A 15,959-nucleotide genomic window follows, 5' to 3' on the forward strand; every position below is an offset into this window, starting at 1 on the left:
CTAAAATCCAAAGTGAAATGAGAAAAGCAATCATGATTTTTGCCCTCGCGATGGGCATCGTAACTGCCAATGCGCAGGAGAACAAGACCGTGAAGGAAAGTAACGTGAGTGACGGACAGCCGACCCTGACCAAGGAGGTCTATCCGCAGAAGGAGGCGGACGGCGACCTGTATCACGGGCTGACGAAGAAGCTGACCTTCGACCGCATGATTCCGCCCCACGGGTTGGAGGTGACGTACGACAAGACCGTACACATCATCTTCCCGGCAGAGGTGCGCTATGTGGATTTGGGCTCGCCCAACCTGATAGCGGGCAAGGCGGACGGTGCGGAGAACGTGATCCGTGTGAAGGCAACCGTGAAGAACTTCAAGAACGAGACGAACATGAGCGTCATCACGGAGGACGGCAGCTTCTACACCTTCAATGTGAAGTATGCCAAGGAGCCGCTGCTGCTCAACGTGGAGATGTGCGACTTCATCCACGACGGCGAGGCGGTGAACCGTCCGAACAATGCTCAGGAGATTTACCTGAAGGAACTGGGCAGCGAGAGTCCGATGCTGGTGCGACTTATCATGAAGTCCATCCACAAGCAGAACAAGCGTGAGGTGAAGCACATCGGCTGCAAGCGTTTCGGCATACAGTACCTGCTGAAAGGAATCTATACGCACAACGGACTGCTGTATTTCCACACGGAAATCAAGAACCAGAGCAACGTGCCGTTTGATGTGGACTATGTGACATGGAAGATTGTGGACAAAAAGGTGGTGAAGCGCACCGCCGTGCAGGAGCAGGTTATCCTGCCGCTCCGTGCGCAGAACTACGCCACTTGCGTGCCGGGCAAGAAGAGCGAGCGCACCGTGTTCACAATGGCGAAGTTCACCATACCTGACGACAAGTGCCTCGTGGTGGAACTGAATGAGAAGAACGGTGGCCGTCACCAGTCGTTCGTGATTGAGAACGAGGATTTGGTGCGTGCCAATACTATCAACGAACTTCAAGTGCGCTGACTCTATGAAGAAATGTCTTTTTATGATTATCGCGTCGCTTGCCCTGTTCACGGGGCAGGCGCACGCCCAGCGATGCCTCCCGAAAATGCAGGGCATCGAGGTGAAGGCGAACATGGCGGACGGCTTCAAACTTGGTGGTAACGATGGCGGGTACAGTCTTGGTGCAATTCTTTCCACCTATACCAAAGGGGGCAACAAGTGGGTGTTCGGTGGCGAATACCTGCTGAAGAACCAGCCCTACAAGGAGAAGAAGATACCCGTGGCGCAGTTTACGGCGGAGGGTGGTTATTATTTCAAGATACTTTCCGATGCCCGTAAAACAGTGTTTGTCTATACCGGAGCTTCGGCTCTCGCAGGCTATGAGACGGTGAACTGGGGCGACAAGGTGCTGCATGACGGGGCGATGCTCCACGATAAAGATTCCTTCATCTATGGCGGTGCGCTGACACTCGATGTGGAGTTTTATGTGGCCGACCGTGTTGCCCTGCTCGCCAATCTCCGTGAACGGTGTCTATGGGGCAACTCCACGAGACATTTCCATACGCAGTTCGGCTTGGGCGTGAAGTTCATCATTAACTGATATTGTGTATGGAGATTGACGCATTGAGGCAGATACCGCTGGCGGACTTCCTCACACGTTTAGGGCATGAACCTATCCGAAGAAGGGGAAATGAATGGTGGTATGCCGCACCTTACCGCACGGAACGCACTCCCTCGTTTCGTGTGAACGTGGACAAGCAACTCTGGTATGACTTCGGTTTGGGTAAGGGTGGTGACATCTTCACGCTGGCAGGCGAGTTTGTCCACAGCAACGACTTCATGGAGCAGGCAAGATTCATCACGGAAGCGGGCATCGTTCCGCTTCCGCAGATAGAACCTCGTCCTCATAAGACCGTGGAAAAGAAGCCTGTATTTGAGGAGATGGAGATAAGGCCGTTAAGTCATCGGGCATTACTCTCGTATTTGGAGGAGCGTGGAATTGCTCCGGCGATTGCCCAACGGCATTGCAAGGAAGTCCATTTCCGGCTCTACGGAAAGCGGTACTTTGCCATCGGTTACGGAAATCGTTGCGGAGGATTTGAGCTACGCAACCGCTTCTTCAAGGGCTGCATACCGCCAAAGGACTTTTCTTCATTTAGACAGGGAAGCAGTCGCTGCCACCTCTACGAGGGCTTTATGGATTGGCTTTCTGCGCTGACTCTGGGCATCGGGAATGAGGAGGACAGCCTTGTGCTGAACTCCGTAGCCAATGTGGACAAGGCAATCCCTGCCTTGGAGAACTACCAAGAGATAGTCTGTCACCTCGACCATGACGATGCCGGACGCAGGGCGGTGGAAGTCTTGTGGAAGCATTTTGGGGAGCGTATGACAGATCATTCCGGACTCTATTCGGGCTACAAGGACTTGAACGAGTACCTTGTGGCCAAACAGAAAATCAGTAACCATCAAAACAAAGAATGACAATGAATATCAAGAACAACAAGAATCTGAGAGTAAGATTTATGAGTATGGCAACCGTCCTGTTCATGGGGCTGATGGGGTGTTTCCTCGCCTCCTGCGACGACGAGCTGGACATACAGCAGTCCTATCCGTTCACGGTGGAGACGATGCCCGTGCCCAACAAGGTGACGAAGGGGCAGACAGTAGAAATCCGCTGCGAGATGAAGAAGGAGGGCAACTATGCCAATGCGCTCTACACCATCCGCTATTTCCAGTTTGAAGGTGAGGGCACGCTGAAAATGGACAATGGCATTACGTTCCTGCCCAACGACCGCTATCTGCTCGAAAATGAGAAGTTCCGCCTGTATTACACATCGGGATGCAGCGAGGCACAGAACTTCATCGTGGTGGTGGAGGATAATTTCGGGAATGCCTACGAGTTGGAGTTTGACTTCAACAACCAGAACGCGAAGGACGATACGCTGTCTGTTGTCCCCATCAGTAACTTCAAGCCTTTATCGTGATGATGCGGATATTCATGGCTATCTTTTGTTCGTTCCTGACGGTCTGCCCTCTGTCTGCACAGGGCGACCGCACAGAAACGGCAAGGATATATCGCCTGCCCCGTTTTGAGAGGGCAGTGCGCTGCATCAAGTTCTTCGAGGGATGGCATACAGAAAGGCACTATCCGTACGTCGGGTATGGTCACCAACTCCAACCGGGCGAAAGGTATTCCGCAAGAACTATGACACGCAAGCAGGGCGAGGCGTTGCTGCGGAAGGATTTGCGGAAGTTCTGTGCCATGTTCCGCAAGTTTGGGAAAGATTCTCTTTTGCTTGCCACACTTGCCTACAATGTCGGACCATATCGGCTCTTGGGAAGCAACAAGATACCCAAAAGCACGCTGATAAGGAAGTTAGAGGCTGGCGACCGCAACATCTATCAGGAGTACATCGCTTTCTGCAACTACAAGGGGAAACGGCACAAGATGCTGCTCAAACGCAGGAAGGCGGAGTTTGCGCTACTGTACGAGCCTTAAAAGAACTGATAAATAATAGTTAGGCGTGCCATTTTGTCATTTGGCACGCTTTTTGCACTTTTTGTAATAAAAGCGTAAAAATATGGATTATTCCCAAAAACTGAGACAAATAAATAATCGATACAATCCAGATTCTTCAGTGCTCGTAGAGCAAAGGATGTTCAGTGGAGAGTCTGCATATGATAAAGATGTGGCAAGGTATGTAATGCGTGCAATGAAGGCGGTTGATGATGAATACACAAAACGTACCAAAGCCGCAGGGGAGGTCGTTAAACAGCATCTGAGAGAATCTCTAACGAATGTATCGTATGAATACCAAGGCTCTGTTATGACAGATACACACATAAGGGGAGCTAGTGATATAGACTTGCTTGTACTATGTGAGAAATTTGTCGGAACAGACATTTTTAAGGTAAGACAAGAATTAGCGAAAACATGGAAATATAATGACTGTCAAATTGGCAGATTGTGTCAGTTCGATAACTCATTTTCTCAATATGAGGGAAATAGTTCTCAGGATATGGCATCCTTGCGGACACAGATTGAAAAGATAATGTCACGTACATATACTATATGTGACACATCAAAGCCAAAGGCTGTGAAAATTACTAATCAAAATCTTCATCGAGATGTAGATATTGTAACATCATCATGGTTTCAATCATTGGATTATGTATTGGATGGAATGCCAGAGAATGAACGTGGCATAAAAATATATAATAAAAGCACTGGACTTTCTGAAGGACCGGATTATCCGTTTCTAAGCATATCAAGAATAAACCAAAGAAGTGCAGATACAAATGGACGTTTGAAAAGAATGATCAGGTTTCTAAAAAATGTTCGTACAGATTCTGAGAAAGATATCCCACTTACAAGTTTTGAAATCAATGCTATCTGCTACTCAATACCAGTACAAGATTACGTACAAAAAGAATACAAGGATTTGGTTTATATCTTGTGGCATACGATGTTCCATTTATGGAATGACGGCAAGCAAGATGACCTGAAGTCAGTGGTTGGAAACGAATATGTTTTTAAAGATAAGCCAGAAAAACTTGCGGCATTAAAAGTATTGGAAGACGAAGTTTATAAAATAAATAAGGATTTAGGTAATATATGAAACCAAGAATATTTATCGGTTCGTCAAGCGAAGGTCTTGACGTAGCTAAACGAGTTAAAGACTTTTTTAAGGAGAATTACGATTGTTATCTTTGGACTGACAATATCTTTAAGAACAATGAATCTTTTTTAGAAACATTGGTTAAATCTGCCAGTCTATTTGATTTCGGTTTTATGGTATTTTCTGCTGATGACGAACTTATTGTCAGAGATACACATTTTGAATCAGCCCGTGATAATGTCTTATTTGAATATGGTCTTTTCCTTGGTCGTGTAGGATTGGATCGAGCATTTGTAATAGCTCAACAAGAAGCAAAAATACCTACCGATTTGTTAGGTATAACTAACACACGGTATGAAGTGAAATTTGATGCAGAGGGAAATAAAGTAGCTACAGATTCACTGGAAATAGGTTTGGCTAAATTAAAAAAACAAATTGACGAAAATATTAATCTTGGGCATTTAGGACTCTTGCCATCAACCGTTTTAGCAATTTCTTATTTTGAAGGATTTGTAAAACTTGCAGCAGAATGGCTTACAGAAAACACGCCTGGATTGGAGATTGACGGCATCAAATACGACAAGGGTATCTTAAAAATTGTGATGCCGAACTCTCTTGATGCAGATATTAAAAAGAGTGCGATGTTGTATTACAAGAAATTGGGGTTAAAAGAGACTAAGATTGACACAAAACAAAGAAGTTACCCTATTCATTTTGCGACAAAAGATGGTGACGATTCTTTAGAAATCTATGATATGCCAACTATTTTAACGGGTATAGACAAGGCAATCGACATGTATTTCCGTGTAGGACATATAGGGAAGAAAATCGAACAAGAACTTGCCGAAGAGAATGAGATGAATAATTTTCGAAGAGTTTTGCAACTATTAATCAACGAGGATGCCTTTTGTAGAGAATGTGTAATAATTGAATAAAACTAAAACTCCGATGAAGTTACGGCTTCATCGGAGTTTTAGTTTTCATACATTCGGGATTGTTCCTTTACCGATTACCTCATCATCCTTGCAATGCTCGATAATGCCGGGAGAGAATCCCATGTCCCTGATTGCGATATGCCGGATATATTCCACATATTCCTGATCTTGAAAATTTCTGCCCGTGAGGTTTCTGAAAATCATCTTTATGCTTATTCCGTCATTGCTGTGCAAGATGATTTTTTCGTTCTGTCTGATTGTTTCCATGATTAAAATTTGTTTTTGTGAATACGATCGTAGATTGGCACAAAGGTTTCTTTGCTACTTTCTTTTCCGCTTGCCCTGCTCATGAAAGAAAGTAGGCGGCTTGCGCCGCCCACATATCAAAAGTGCGTATAGAGTCCCGTCACTTGCGTAAAGACCTCTTCCAACATATCGAAGAAGATGCCTTCATGTACTTCTACGTCCATTGCCTTGCTCTCGAAGGTCTTCTTGCTGAACGTCTTGCGGAAAAAACGCATGTTGTAGAGGTCAGTCCCTGCATCATAGATGATGTCAAGGCGGTTGGCACTGGTCTTGTTCCTCGCAAGGCTCATGCGCAGTCTGTTGCCCATATCCACAAAATCCCTGCTGCCTGTCATGACGGCAAAACGCTTGCCGCCTATCTGCTCCAATATAGTCCGTGCTATCGTATTCATTGCCTTTTGGTTTTAGGTTTAGGCGGTGCGGACACCGCCTAAACGCAAGTGAATTTCTCAATACTCTAATTTCTCAGTGATAGATGTGTACTTCTCCAACCACTCTTTCAGACATTCCATGTTGTACTCGCTCGTGATGACTGCCGTATGGCGGTCAATGGCGGTAAAACGGCTGCTCTCGTAGTTGTCTATCCACTCTTTCAAGGTGGACACTCCCCATGCTTCGGCATCGTCAAACATTCCGTCCAATGTAGTGATTGGCTCGCAGAACCTGACAATCAGTGTTTGATAGGTCTCGCTCATAGTCTGTCCTCCTTCCTTTTCAGCCACTCGTTACGCTTCTGTAGGCACTCGTCCAACGTGGGCTTCACGCAGGAGAAAAGTTCTCCGTCCGTGTGGCGGTAGTCGTATTGCACAAGGGTACGCTTGCGTCTGCCGATACCCGATTGAAATCTCTCGTACTTCTCAGTACCTGCCGCTGTGCAGGTACTGAGTCCGTTGATGGTCATTTGTGTAGTCATAATCGTTTCTATTACGCAGCCTTCATCCGCAGACGGATAAGGTTGATGTTGCTGTTTACAAGATTGATGATGCGGTCGTGATACTCGGTGTTGGCATTGCACACGCCTCGGCTCTGAACCACTTGGAGGGTCTTCAGCGACACCTCTATCGTCTCGATGCGCTTGCCGTCAATGGTGGCTGAAAGTATGAGGGAGTCGGCTCGCTTGTAGTACGTGCCTACGCAGTGGTGCATTGCCTTGCCCTCCAATATCATTTCCTCTACGCTCTCTATCACCTTGACGGAGATGAGTTCATCGGCAAACACAAGTCCGAAGAACATGCCTTTCTCTTTGAGGAACTTCTTCTCGTCCTTGATAGCCTGCGCTCGCTCCTCTGCTGTCCGCTCTCGCTGCAATTGCTCCTGCCTTTTCGCTGCCAACTTGTCGTGGAGGACTTTGAGGTCGGTCGGGCAGACGTATTTCGGCTGACGTATGTCCTTGCCGAAGTGGCGCAGGAGGTCTATCGTGTCGCACCATAGAGAGCCGTCGGGAATGGTGTAGCCGTTGCGGATGCAGATTTTCACGGATGCCCAATAGTCCTCCATGTTGCAGGAGGAGTTGAGGTAGTGGCGCAGCATGGGGTGTTGCCCTGCCTTTATCAGCGTTTCCGCACGGCTGTCGGACAAGAGTGCAGGAATAAGTTTCGTGGGTACGATGTCGTGGAAGTCGCCACGGAAGCCGTTCCTGCGCAGCTTGTCCACCGCCTTGTATTCGGGGCAGATGGGCATGTGGGCGATATGCTGGTAGGCAAGGTTGTCGCCACGGATTGCCATGGGGGAGGCAAAGGTGAAGGTGTCTATGTACCTGCCTAACGTGCGCTGTATGGCTACGATGGTGCGCTTGCCCTGCCTGTTCCACCAATAGCCGCCTATTTCAAGGGCGGTGGGAGTAGCCTTGCAGCCTTTCTCCATTTCCACGATGAGGAGGTACATGCGCAGCACTTGATACTCTCCGCAGGTGGTGAGTAGGGTGAAATACTGCTTCTGCTGCAACTTGCGCTCCAAGGTGTTCTTCACCTGCAGACGTGCCTTGCAGTGGGGGCAGGTGCAGGTGCGTGCTGTGCCGTCTGTCTGCCATGTGTGTCCACAGTCCATGCAGGTGGTGCGTCCTTTGGGTTGCCGGTAGGCATAGTGGTCCACGCACTCACGGAACGCCCATTTCAGTTGTCGCTTGCTGATGGGGTGCAGGTGCCTGCTCTCGGCAAGCACCGCTTTCTCAAACTTGTTTCTCGGTCTCATACTTCAAAATCGAATAAGGAGGGTTGTACTTCGGTAGTCTTTGGCTTGGCTGCCCTTGCTCTCTGTCGGTTCTGCATCTTGCGCAGTTCCTCGTCTTGGTATTGGCGGATTGCCTTTTGACGTGCTTCCGCTTTTTCCTCTGCGGTAAGTTCCACTACGTGGTTCACCGCTATCTGACATTGCAGGGGCTTGCCTACCTCTATCTCGTTCTCGTCATAGTAGTGTACGGCTTGTCCGTAAATCTCTCCGTCCGAAAAGCCGTTGCAGCCGCTCTTCTGCACATAGTTCAGAATGTAGGTCACGCAGTCGTCGATGTTCTTGGCAGGGTTGCGGTAGTTCTTGGCGAAGAGTTCGTCCTCCGCTGCACGCTGCTCCAAGTACATCTGTATCGTTTTCTTGAAATGGTCTGTTCCTTTCATGTCGCTTGCTGTTTTATAGGTTATTGTTCTTGTAAAGTATCTCGCAGTCCTCCACCTCGGTGGGCAGTCCGAAGAGGGGGTAGTGGCTGAAATAGGGGTGCGTATTGCCGTCCTCGTCCATGAGGGGCGAAACGATTTCCACCTGCCATTGGCTGACCCACTCGTCCACCATTCGGATTTCCTCGTCTGTCAGCGCTGTTGCATCGCCATTGATGAGGTAGCACAAACTCCATGTGGGTATCTTCTCTGTTGTTCTGTTCATATCGCTGTCTGTTTATAGGGGTTATAACATTCGCTTGATAATCTCTCTGTGGTACTGCGGATTGACCTCGTTGAATAGGAACTCCACGAAGTCCTGCCGTGCCTCCTTGTTCAGTTCGTGGTACAATTCGCTGAACGTGCTGTGGTTGCCGTTGATGTAGGTTTCCACCATATACTCGAAGATGTTGTCCACCTCGTAGTACCTGCACTGCTGCGCTGCCGTCTTGCTTGTTCTCTTTGCCATTGCCGTAGGGTGTTAAAGGGTGAGTAACCAAAGGAGAAGCCCGAAGAAGGTGATGAGGGAGAGCATGAGCACTATCACGCTTACCACTACTCGGAACACTCCGTTCACAATCTCTCTGATGACGCTCCAAAGGATGCCTATGAGCCATAGGAACGCCTGTACGATGAGGGTGCATATTGCTACCGCCATGTAGTGTGCCGTCTGTCTGATGTCCATTGCTGCTGTCATTGTCTGTTGCCGTTTTGAAGTTCCACGATGTTGTCTATCCTGCCGTAAATCACGTTTCTCAGTGCCGTCTTGTCCGCAGCCTGATACTCGCTCCACCTTCCGTATTGGCACACAAGGTAGGGGCGGAGCACATCGGAGAAGTCGAAATTCCACCCCATGAGGGGGACTGCGGTCGTGAAGTAGGTGTTGAAGTTCACATTGTGCGTGAGCCAATCCTTCTCCTCTCGGTTCATCTTTCCTCCGTTGTTGAGTTTGTTGCGGAGTCTGTAAACCTTGCTGTCTTGCAGGGTGTCCAGTTCTGGAACTTCCCATTCGACGAATTTGGTTGCCATTGTTGTTGTCATATCCGTTCTGTTTTTAATTTTTATATGCGGATCCAAGAGCTGAGGGAGTTGAGTTTCAAAACTTCTTATCTGCCTCTCGGTTATCCGACATTTTTTTTATGCGTCTTCCTGTCGCATCGGTCGTTTTCGTTTCGGTTGCCCCATCAAGGTAGGGATTCGGAAATGCAAGGTTTTTCGGGAAAAATACTACCCGTAGGGCTGGAGATTTTTCTCGCAAAACAGGAGGCTTGACCTTGCTTTTCCGGCAAATCCCGGAGTTACCTTTGCAGCCGAACGAGAATGACCACCTGATGCGTCGTCTGGAAGTCGCAAAATGGAGGTAAGCGTAACAAGAGGCAGATTGAATGGAACATCTTCAAAATGCGGAACTGCATGAGAAAAGAAAACGTACTCTAACTTGGAGAATTGCTTGAAAGCGTGAACAAGCCGAAGCCCCACAAAGAAGTATGCCCGTATATGCCTATCCGACTTGTTCGGACAGACACATACGGACATTCTTCTCCGGCTTCGGCGGTGTAGACAACCTTTTGTGGCTCACCCGTGAGCGGCAAGTGGTTGGCTGTACCTATCCCTGTTCCGCTTTCAACAAAAAGAAATATAGAGAGGATAGAGTATGAAAGCGTGAACAAACTGAAGCCCCACAAAAGAAGTGTGTCCGTATATGCCTATCCGACTTGCTCGGACAGACACATACGGACATTCTTCTCAGGCTTCGGCGGTACGGACAACCTTTTGTGGCTCACTCGTGAGTGGCAAGTGGTTGGCTGTACCTATCCCTGTTCCGCTTTCAACAAGAAACAAAAGGCGCAAGTGGTAAAGGCGGTTGTGCCGTAAGAAAGATAATCCGCACATCCATCGTCAAACCTTCGGTTTGATGCGGATATACGGACTTTCTTTCAGCCATGCCGCCAGTGCCGATGACCGACCCTTACCATGTAAGGGTGAATCATCAGCACGGTTTCATTTGCGACAAGAGGAACAACAAAAAAAGAAACGGCAAGCCCCCGTAAAAGTACCTCTCTCGCATAGCCATGAAAGGGTTGTCCGCTTGCCGATTGTCTAAACGAGAGTTTAGGCTTCAAAAGCGGACATTCCTTTCGGATATGCCATAGTAGGAAAGAGGTTGTCTGAACTCGTTTCAGCCAACGCCTTTCCTACAGGAAAATTCACTTTTACGGAAGAACAGTAACAAACAGGTCAAGAAATCACGCTCAAAACACAGAAAAATGAGCAATTCCTTGGGGTACCCGAATAAAAAGTGTACCTTTGCATACAGAGTTGTGAGGCGAAGTAAATCACAGAATATCAGTGCACTTGCACTTTCGCTAAATCGTTACCATAAATCCGTAACTCCTTCATTCCAATCTGATACTCAATCAGATATAAGTTTTTTGATTATCCAATGCAAGATACGAATAATGATCAAACTTTTTTTTGAAATCTTTTATCTGTTCAAAAAAGATATTAACTTTGTGGGCTGTAAAGAAAAAATATTTTAGTGAACAGATTATGATTAAAATTACATTTCCGGATAATTCCGTAAGAGAATATGCAGAAGGAACAACAGCCATGCAGATTGCTGAAAGCATCAGCTCTCGTTTGGCTCAGGAAGTATTGGCTGCAAGTGTAAACGGTGAAGTCTGGGACCTGACACGTCCTATTCATCAGGACGCAACTGTAAAACTGTTCAAGTGGGATGATGAAGAAGGTAAGCATGCTTTCTGGCATTCAAGTGCCCACCTGATGGCTGAAGCTTTGCAGGAGTTGTACCCTGGCATTAAATTCGGTATCGGTCCGGCCATTGAAAATGGATTCTACTATGACGTAGATCCGGGTGAAACTGTTATTAAAGACAGTGATTTTGCTACTATCGAAGCCAAGATGATGGAATTGGTAGCAAAGAAAGAAGCTATTGTTCGTGCAGATATTTCCAAGGCTGATGCTTTGAAGATGTTTGGCGACAGAGGCGAAGAGTATAAAGTTGAGTTGATCAATGAATTGGAAGACGGTAAGATTACAACTTATACACAAGGCGCATTTACCGATTTGTGTCGTGGTCCGCATCTTCCGAATACATCTTATATAAAAGCCGTTAAGGTTTTAAGTGCTGCAGGCGCTTATTGGCGTGGTGATGAAACACGCAAGCAATTGGTTCGTCTTTATGCCATTACTTTCCCGAAGAAGAAGCTTTTGGATGAGTATTTGACTTTATTAGAGGAAGCTAAGAAGCGTGACCATCGTAAGATTGGTAAAGAGCTGGATCTGTTTATGTTCTCGGATACAGTAGGTAAAGGATTGCCGATGTGGTTGCCGCGTGGTACTGCTTTGCGTTTGCGTTTGCAGGATTTCTTGCGCCGTATCCAGGCTCGTTATGATTATCAGGAAGTCATGTGTCCGCCTATTGGTAATAAATTATTGTATATTACTTCAGGACACTATGCGAAGTATGGAAAAGATTCTTTCCAGCCGATCCATACACCTGAAGAAGGTGAAGAATATTTCCTGAAACCGATGAACTGTCCTCATCACTGTATGATCTATAAAAATTCTCCGCGTTCTTATAAGGATCTGCCTTTGCGTTTGGCTGAATTTGGTACGGTATGTCGTTATGAACAAAGTGGTGAGTTGCATGGTTTGACTCGTGTACGTAGCTTTACGCAGGATGATGCTCATATCTTCTGTCGTCCGGATCAGGTGAAAGATGAATTTATCCGTGTAATGGATATCATTTCAATTGTTTTTAAATCGATGGACTTTAAGAACTTTGAAGCTCAGATTTCATTGCGGGATAAAGTGAACCGGGAAAAATATATCGGTAGCGAAGAAAACTGGGAAAAGGCAGAACGGGCTATTATCGAAGCTTGTGAAGAAAAAGGTTTGCCTGCTAAAATAGAATATGGTGAAGCAGCTTTCTATGGTCCGAAGTTGGACTTTATGGTGAAAGATGCCATTGGTCGTCGTTGGCAGTTGGGTACGATCCAGGTAGATTATAACTTGCCGGAACGTTTCGAACTGGAATATACGGGAGAAGATAATAAGAAACATCGCCCAGTTATGATTCACCGTGCACCATTTGGTTCAATGGAACGTTTTGTTGCCGTATTGATTGAACATACTGCCGGTAAATTCCCATTATGGCTGACTCCGGATCAGGTAGTTATTTTGCCGATCAGTGAGCGCTTTAATGAATACGCTTGGAATGTGGCTCGCGAACTGAAGCAAAAGAATATCCGTGTCTTGGTTGATGACCGAAATGAGAAAATCGGACGTAAAATTCGTGACAACGAGATGAAACGTATCCCTTATATGCTGATTGTTGGAGAAAAAGAAGCAGAAAATGCAGAAGTTTCTGTAAGAAAACAGGGCGAAGGTGATAAAGGTTCGATGAAAATTACTAACTTTGCAGCGCTTTTGAATAACGAGGTTGAGGAAATGATCAATCGTTGGTAAAAAGTGAAGATTTAATTAACAAAATAACGAGGAGAATAAAACATTTTTGAATGAAGATTGACAATTCAAAAGAGCAGTATAGAATTAATGAACGAATTCGTGTTCGTGAAGTTCGTTTAGTCGGTGATAATGTAGAGCAGGGAGTTTATCCCACATCACAGGCACTTAAAATCGCCGAAGATCAAGGGTTAGACCTGGTTGAAATTTCACCCAATGCTGCGCCCCCCGTTTGTAGAGTGATTGACTATCAGAAGTTCCTCTACCAACAAAAGAAACGTCAGAAAGAACAGAAGGCAAAATCTGTGAAGGTCGTTGTGAAAGAAATTCGTTTCGGACCTCAGACGGATGATCATGATTATGCCTTTAAGTTGAAACATGCCAAGGGCTTCTTGGAAGAAGGTGCTAAGGTTAAAGCTTATGTATTCTTTAAAGGACGTTCTATTTTGTTTAAGGAACAGGGTGAAGTTTTATTGCTCCGTTTTGCTAATGACTTGGAAGATTACGGTCGTGTAGAACAGATGCCTCTTTTGGAAGGTAAGCGAATGATTATCGTTTTAACTCCGAAAAAAGGCGCCGGTTCTTCGAAAGCTGCCAAGAAATCTGCTGCTCCTGCTGAAAATACAGCGAGTGATGCAAGTGATAGCGAAGAATAGTATAAATAATGAAATAGAATAAACATTTCCTTTTGGGAAATGATCGTTTAATTAATTAAAATAGATTGGAAAATGCCTAAGATGAAGACTAATTCCGGTGCCAAAAAGAGGTTTGCCCTTACCGGAACAGGAAAAATCAAGAGAAAACACGCTTTTAAAAGTCACATTCTGACAAAGAAGACTAAAAAGCAGAAGAGAAATCTTACTCATACTGGTATTGTTGCCGGTGTTGATGTAAACGGTGTAAAGAAATTGCTTTGCATGAAGTAATTATTAGAGCGAGTTTTTTTAGATTTTTATTAACCGAGTGTATTAGCTAAAAAGATCATCGTAAAAGATGACGCTAACATTCAAAACAGATTAGAATTATGCCTAGATCAGTAAATCATGTTGCTTCAAGAGCAAAAAGAAAACGGATTTTGAAACTTACCCGTGGTTATTACGGTGCTCGTAAAAATGTTTGGACCGTAGCAAAGAATACATGGGAAAAAGGTTTAACGTATGCATTCCGTGACCGTCGTAACAAGAAACGTAACTTCCGTGCTTTGTGGATTCAGCGTATTAATGCTGCTGCTCGTCTGGAAGGTATGTCTTACTCTCGTTTGATGGGTGCTTTGCACGCTGCAGGTATCGAAATCAACCGTAAGGTGTTGGCCGATTTGGCTGTTAATCATCCTGAAGCTTTCAAGGCTATCGTTGCTAAAGTAAAGTAAGAATTGAATTTCTTAGGATAAGAAAAGGATCTGTCTGTAAAAGGTAGATCCTTTTTGTTTTTATATTCGGTGCCTATTGCTAAATATTGCTTCCTTGTTATTCTGAATTTGTCGGATAATGTTTTAGAGAAACTTAAACTGTTGATTTATAAATAGGAAAAAGGCAGAAGAGAAATCAGTGAGAATTAAAAACAAAACTCTTGAAAATCGTTTTCGTTTTTCGTTTATTTTGTTGCTAGTTCTTGTGTATTTTTTTCTATATAATATTTGGTTTAATCAAAATAAAAGTATATATTTGCAATACAATCAAACGAGCTTAAAGAGTTAAGCCGCACTTGTTCGATTGGGAAACTCATCAAATTATAATAATTCCGAGACATAGCTTTTGTCACTAATGGCGGGCCGCGCCCTTCGGGGTATGCTTAGCACGGCGGATTACAAAGGTGGCATGGCACTCAAATCCTGTCATACGGAGTTTATTCATATCTACGGTGCGGCTTTCATTCATATAGGGATTACCTCAAAAGGTAATCCCTTTTTTTATGCGTATCTTCATTTCTTTTTGATATGACTGTATGTACTTTTCAGGTAATGATTCGCTATTAAAAATGACTTTTTGTTGTTATGCGTTAAAAAAGTAGTGATATTCGAGTCATAACGTATTTTTTTAGTATATTTGTTTTATACATTAATTTTATCGCACTATGGACTTCGTTAAGTATTTATATATAGCTATTCGGGCAGCTTTGGATGCCGGCAAATCAATCATGGATATTTATACTGATCCTAATTCTGATTTTGGAATTGAACGTAAAGAGGATAATTCTCCATTGACTTTAGCCGACAAGGCTTCTAACCGGATTATTGTTTCTGCTCTTTCTGTTACTCCATTTCCGATTTTAAGTGAAGAAGAAAAGCAATGTCCTTATGAAGAGCGGAAGACGTGGGAGACTTTATGGGTCGTTGATCCGCTGGATGGAACCAAAGAGTTTATCAAACGTAATGGAGAGTTTACGGTCAATATAGCTCTTGTACATAAAAATGTGCCGGTGCTGGGAGTAATTTATGTGCCGGTTCGCAAAAAATTATATTTTGCTTGTGAATCTATTGGAGCTTATAAACTGATGGATATTGACAGTGCTAACCAGCCTTCTATGGATGTACTGAAGAAGAATGCTTCTCGTCTGCCGTCGGCTATGTTCCATCAAGGTATAGTTGTGGTGGCTTCACGTTCACATCAGACGGAAGATACGACACGGTATATTGATAATTTACGGAAGAAAGGTCAGCCGGTGACTTTGATTAGCAGTGGCAGTAGTTTGAAGATTTGTCTGGTTGCAGAAGGTTCGGCTGATGTTTATCCTCGTTTTGCTCCGACAATGGAATGGGATACGGCTGCCGGTCATGCAATAGCTAAAGCTGCCGGTTGTGAGGTTTATCACATTGACGAAAAGACACCATTGTCATATAATAAAGAGAATTTGTTGAATCCTTGGTTTGTAGTGAAGCCGGTGAATAAGTAATTTTGTCTGTGTCATTTTCTGAAAAATAGAGGTGTATTTGAAACTCATCCGTTTAATTCCAAATTTTTTATGTAAGTTTGCACTTCG

At 45.1% G+C, this 15,959-nt stretch carries 23 protein-coding genes; 13 read left to right on the forward strand and 10 right to left on the reverse strand.

Translation table 11 applies throughout. The annotated features are described in order from the left end of the window. The first annotated feature begins 17 nt into the window (after window positions 1-17). From traN to cap12, 7 genes are all read left to right on the forward strand, one after another. On the forward strand, window positions 18-1,007 hold the full coding sequence (traN, locus tag MUN53_RS01660) for a conjugative transposon protein TraN (RefSeq protein ID WP_103004138.1): 990 nt from the start codon (window positions 18-20) through the stop codon (window positions 1,005-1,007). A 4-nt stretch (window positions 1,008-1,011) separates the two neighbouring features. Continuing rightward, window positions 1,012-1,587, forward strand: coding sequence for a conjugal transfer protein TraO (locus MUN53_RS01665; protein ID WP_103004137.1), 576 nt, complete (start codon window positions 1,012-1,014; stop codon window positions 1,585-1,587). Between the two features lie 8 nt (window positions 1,588-1,595). Beyond that, on the forward strand, window positions 1,596-2,468 hold the full coding sequence (locus MUN53_RS01670) for a toprim domain-containing protein (RefSeq protein ID WP_103004136.1): 873 nt from the start codon (window positions 1,596-1,598) through the stop codon (window positions 2,466-2,468). Between the two features lie 2 nt (window positions 2,469-2,470). Beyond that, window positions 2,471-2,971 (forward strand): DUF3872 domain-containing protein, encoded by a 501-nt coding sequence (locus tag MUN53_RS01675; protein WP_103004135.1) that lies wholly within the window; start codon window positions 2,471-2,473, stop codon window positions 2,969-2,971. Beyond that, window positions 2,971-3,486, forward strand: a complete 516-nt coding sequence (locus tag MUN53_RS01680) for a glycoside hydrolase family protein (RefSeq protein WP_103004134.1) — start codon at window positions 2,971-2,973, stop codon at window positions 3,484-3,486. The genes MUN53_RS01675 and MUN53_RS01680 overlap by 1 nt, the downstream gene beginning before the upstream one ends. A gap of 82 nt (window positions 3,487-3,568) precedes the next feature. Continuing rightward, the gene (locus MUN53_RS01685) at window positions 3,569-4,606 is read left to right on the forward strand and encodes a hypothetical protein (protein WP_021825084.1); all 1,038 of its coding nucleotides are present in this window, start codon (window positions 3,569-3,571) and stop codon (window positions 4,604-4,606) included. Then, the gene (gene cap12 / locus MUN53_RS01690; protein WP_021824954.1) at window positions 4,603-5,541 is read left to right on the forward strand and encodes a CBASS system CD-NTase-associated NAD(+) hydrolase Cap12; all 939 of its coding nucleotides are present in this window, start codon (window positions 4,603-4,605) and stop codon (window positions 5,539-5,541) included. The genes MUN53_RS01685 and cap12 overlap by 4 nt, the downstream gene beginning before the upstream one ends. Window positions 5,542-5,586: 45 nt before the next feature. On the opposite strand, the gene MUN53_RS01695 is transcribed toward cap12, so the two are convergent. The 10 genes from MUN53_RS01695 to MUN53_RS01740 all read right to left on the reverse strand — a co-directional run bounded on the left by MUN53_RS01695 (window position 5,587) and on the right by MUN53_RS01740 (window position 9,533). Continuing rightward, window positions 5,587-5,808 (reverse strand): DUF7688 family protein, encoded by a 222-nt coding sequence (locus tag MUN53_RS01695; RefSeq protein WP_103004133.1) that lies wholly within the window; start codon window positions 5,806-5,808, stop codon window positions 5,587-5,589. A gap of 116 nt (window positions 5,809-5,924) precedes the next feature. Then, entirely contained in the window at window positions 5,925-6,239 is a 315-nt protein-coding gene (locus MUN53_RS01700) for a hypothetical protein (protein ID WP_103004132.1), read from the reverse strand. Between the two features lie 57 nt (window positions 6,240-6,296). After that, on the reverse strand, window positions 6,297-6,542 hold the full coding sequence (locus MUN53_RS01705; protein WP_103004131.1) for a DUF6956 domain-containing protein: 246 nt from the start codon (window positions 6,540-6,542) through the stop codon (window positions 6,297-6,299). After that, complete coding sequence (locus MUN53_RS01710) at window positions 6,539-6,760, reverse strand: DUF3873 domain-containing protein (RefSeq protein WP_103004130.1); 222 nt, start codon at window positions 6,758-6,760, stop codon at window positions 6,539-6,541. The genes MUN53_RS01705 and MUN53_RS01710 overlap by 4 nt, the downstream gene beginning before the upstream one ends. A gap of 11 nt (window positions 6,761-6,771) precedes the next feature. Further along, window positions 6,772-8,037 carry a PcfJ domain-containing protein gene (locus MUN53_RS01715; RefSeq protein WP_103004129.1) on the reverse strand — a complete coding sequence of 422 codons (1,266 nt, stop codon included), beginning with the start codon at window positions 8,035-8,037 and terminating at the stop codon, window positions 6,772-6,774. Continuing rightward, window positions 8,034-8,456, reverse strand: coding sequence for a PcfK-like family protein (locus tag MUN53_RS01720; protein WP_103004128.1), 423 nt, complete (start codon window positions 8,454-8,456; stop codon window positions 8,034-8,036). Before MUN53_RS01720 ends, MUN53_RS01715 begins: the two co-directional genes overlap by 4 nt. Before the next feature lie 13 nt (window positions 8,457-8,469). After that, window positions 8,470-8,718, reverse strand: a complete 249-nt coding sequence (locus tag MUN53_RS01725; RefSeq protein ID WP_103004127.1) for a DUF6926 domain-containing protein — start codon at window positions 8,716-8,718, stop codon at window positions 8,470-8,472. Window positions 8,719-8,739: 21 nt separating this feature from the next. Then, the gene (locus MUN53_RS01730) at window positions 8,740-8,961 is read right to left on the reverse strand and encodes a hypothetical protein (RefSeq protein ID WP_103004126.1); all 222 of its coding nucleotides are present in this window, start codon (window positions 8,959-8,961) and stop codon (window positions 8,740-8,742) included. A gap of 12 nt (window positions 8,962-8,973) precedes the next feature. Continuing rightward, complete coding sequence (locus tag MUN53_RS01735) at window positions 8,974-9,189, reverse strand: hypothetical protein (protein ID WP_103004125.1); 216 nt, start codon at window positions 9,187-9,189, stop codon at window positions 8,974-8,976. Further along, window positions 9,186-9,533, reverse strand: coding sequence for a molybdenum ABC transporter ATP-binding protein (locus tag MUN53_RS01740; RefSeq protein ID WP_103004167.1), 348 nt, complete (start codon window positions 9,531-9,533; stop codon window positions 9,186-9,188). Before MUN53_RS01740 ends, MUN53_RS01735 begins: the two co-directional genes overlap by 4 nt. 621 nt (window positions 9,534-10,154) lie before the next feature. Between MUN53_RS01740 and MUN53_RS01745 the strand changes: the two genes are divergently transcribed. The 6 genes from MUN53_RS01745 to cysQ all read left to right on the forward strand — a co-directional run bounded on the left by MUN53_RS01745 (window position 10,155) and on the right by cysQ (window position 15,872). Continuing rightward, entirely contained in the window at window positions 10,155-10,367 is a 213-nt protein-coding gene (locus MUN53_RS01745) for a hypothetical protein (RefSeq protein ID WP_130085190.1), read from the forward strand. A 675-nt stretch (window positions 10,368-11,042) separates the two neighbouring features. Next, on the forward strand, window positions 11,043-12,983 hold the full coding sequence (gene thrS, locus MUN53_RS01750; protein ID WP_243323152.1) for a threonine--tRNA ligase: 1,941 nt from the start codon (window positions 11,043-11,045) through the stop codon (window positions 12,981-12,983). 50 nt (window positions 12,984-13,033) lie between these two features. Next, window positions 13,034-13,636, forward strand: a complete 603-nt coding sequence (gene infC, locus MUN53_RS01755; protein ID WP_243323153.1) for a translation initiation factor IF-3 — start codon at window positions 13,034-13,036, stop codon at window positions 13,634-13,636. 72 nt (window positions 13,637-13,708) lie between these two features. Next, window positions 13,709-13,906, forward strand: coding sequence for a 50S ribosomal protein L35 (rpmI, locus tag MUN53_RS01760; RefSeq protein WP_022455799.1), 198 nt, complete (start codon window positions 13,709-13,711; stop codon window positions 13,904-13,906). 98 nt (window positions 13,907-14,004) lie between these two features. Continuing rightward, window positions 14,005-14,349: a 50S ribosomal protein L20 gene (gene rplT / locus MUN53_RS01765; protein ID WP_022455800.1), complete on the forward strand. Its 345-nt coding sequence runs from the start codon at window positions 14,005-14,007 to the stop codon at window positions 14,347-14,349. A 704-nt stretch (window positions 14,350-15,053) separates the two neighbouring features. Then, entirely contained in the window at window positions 15,054-15,872 is an 819-nt protein-coding gene (gene cysQ, locus MUN53_RS01770) for a 3'(2'),5'-bisphosphate nucleotidase CysQ (protein WP_243323154.1), read from the forward strand. Window positions 15,873-15,959: the final 87 nt, after the last annotated feature.

Origin of the sequence: Parabacteroides faecalis, assembly GCF_022809355.1 — a bacterium.
In the GTDB taxonomy this organism is placed as follows: domain Bacteria; phylum Bacteroidota; class Bacteroidia; order Bacteroidales; family Tannerellaceae; genus Parabacteroides; species Parabacteroides faecalis.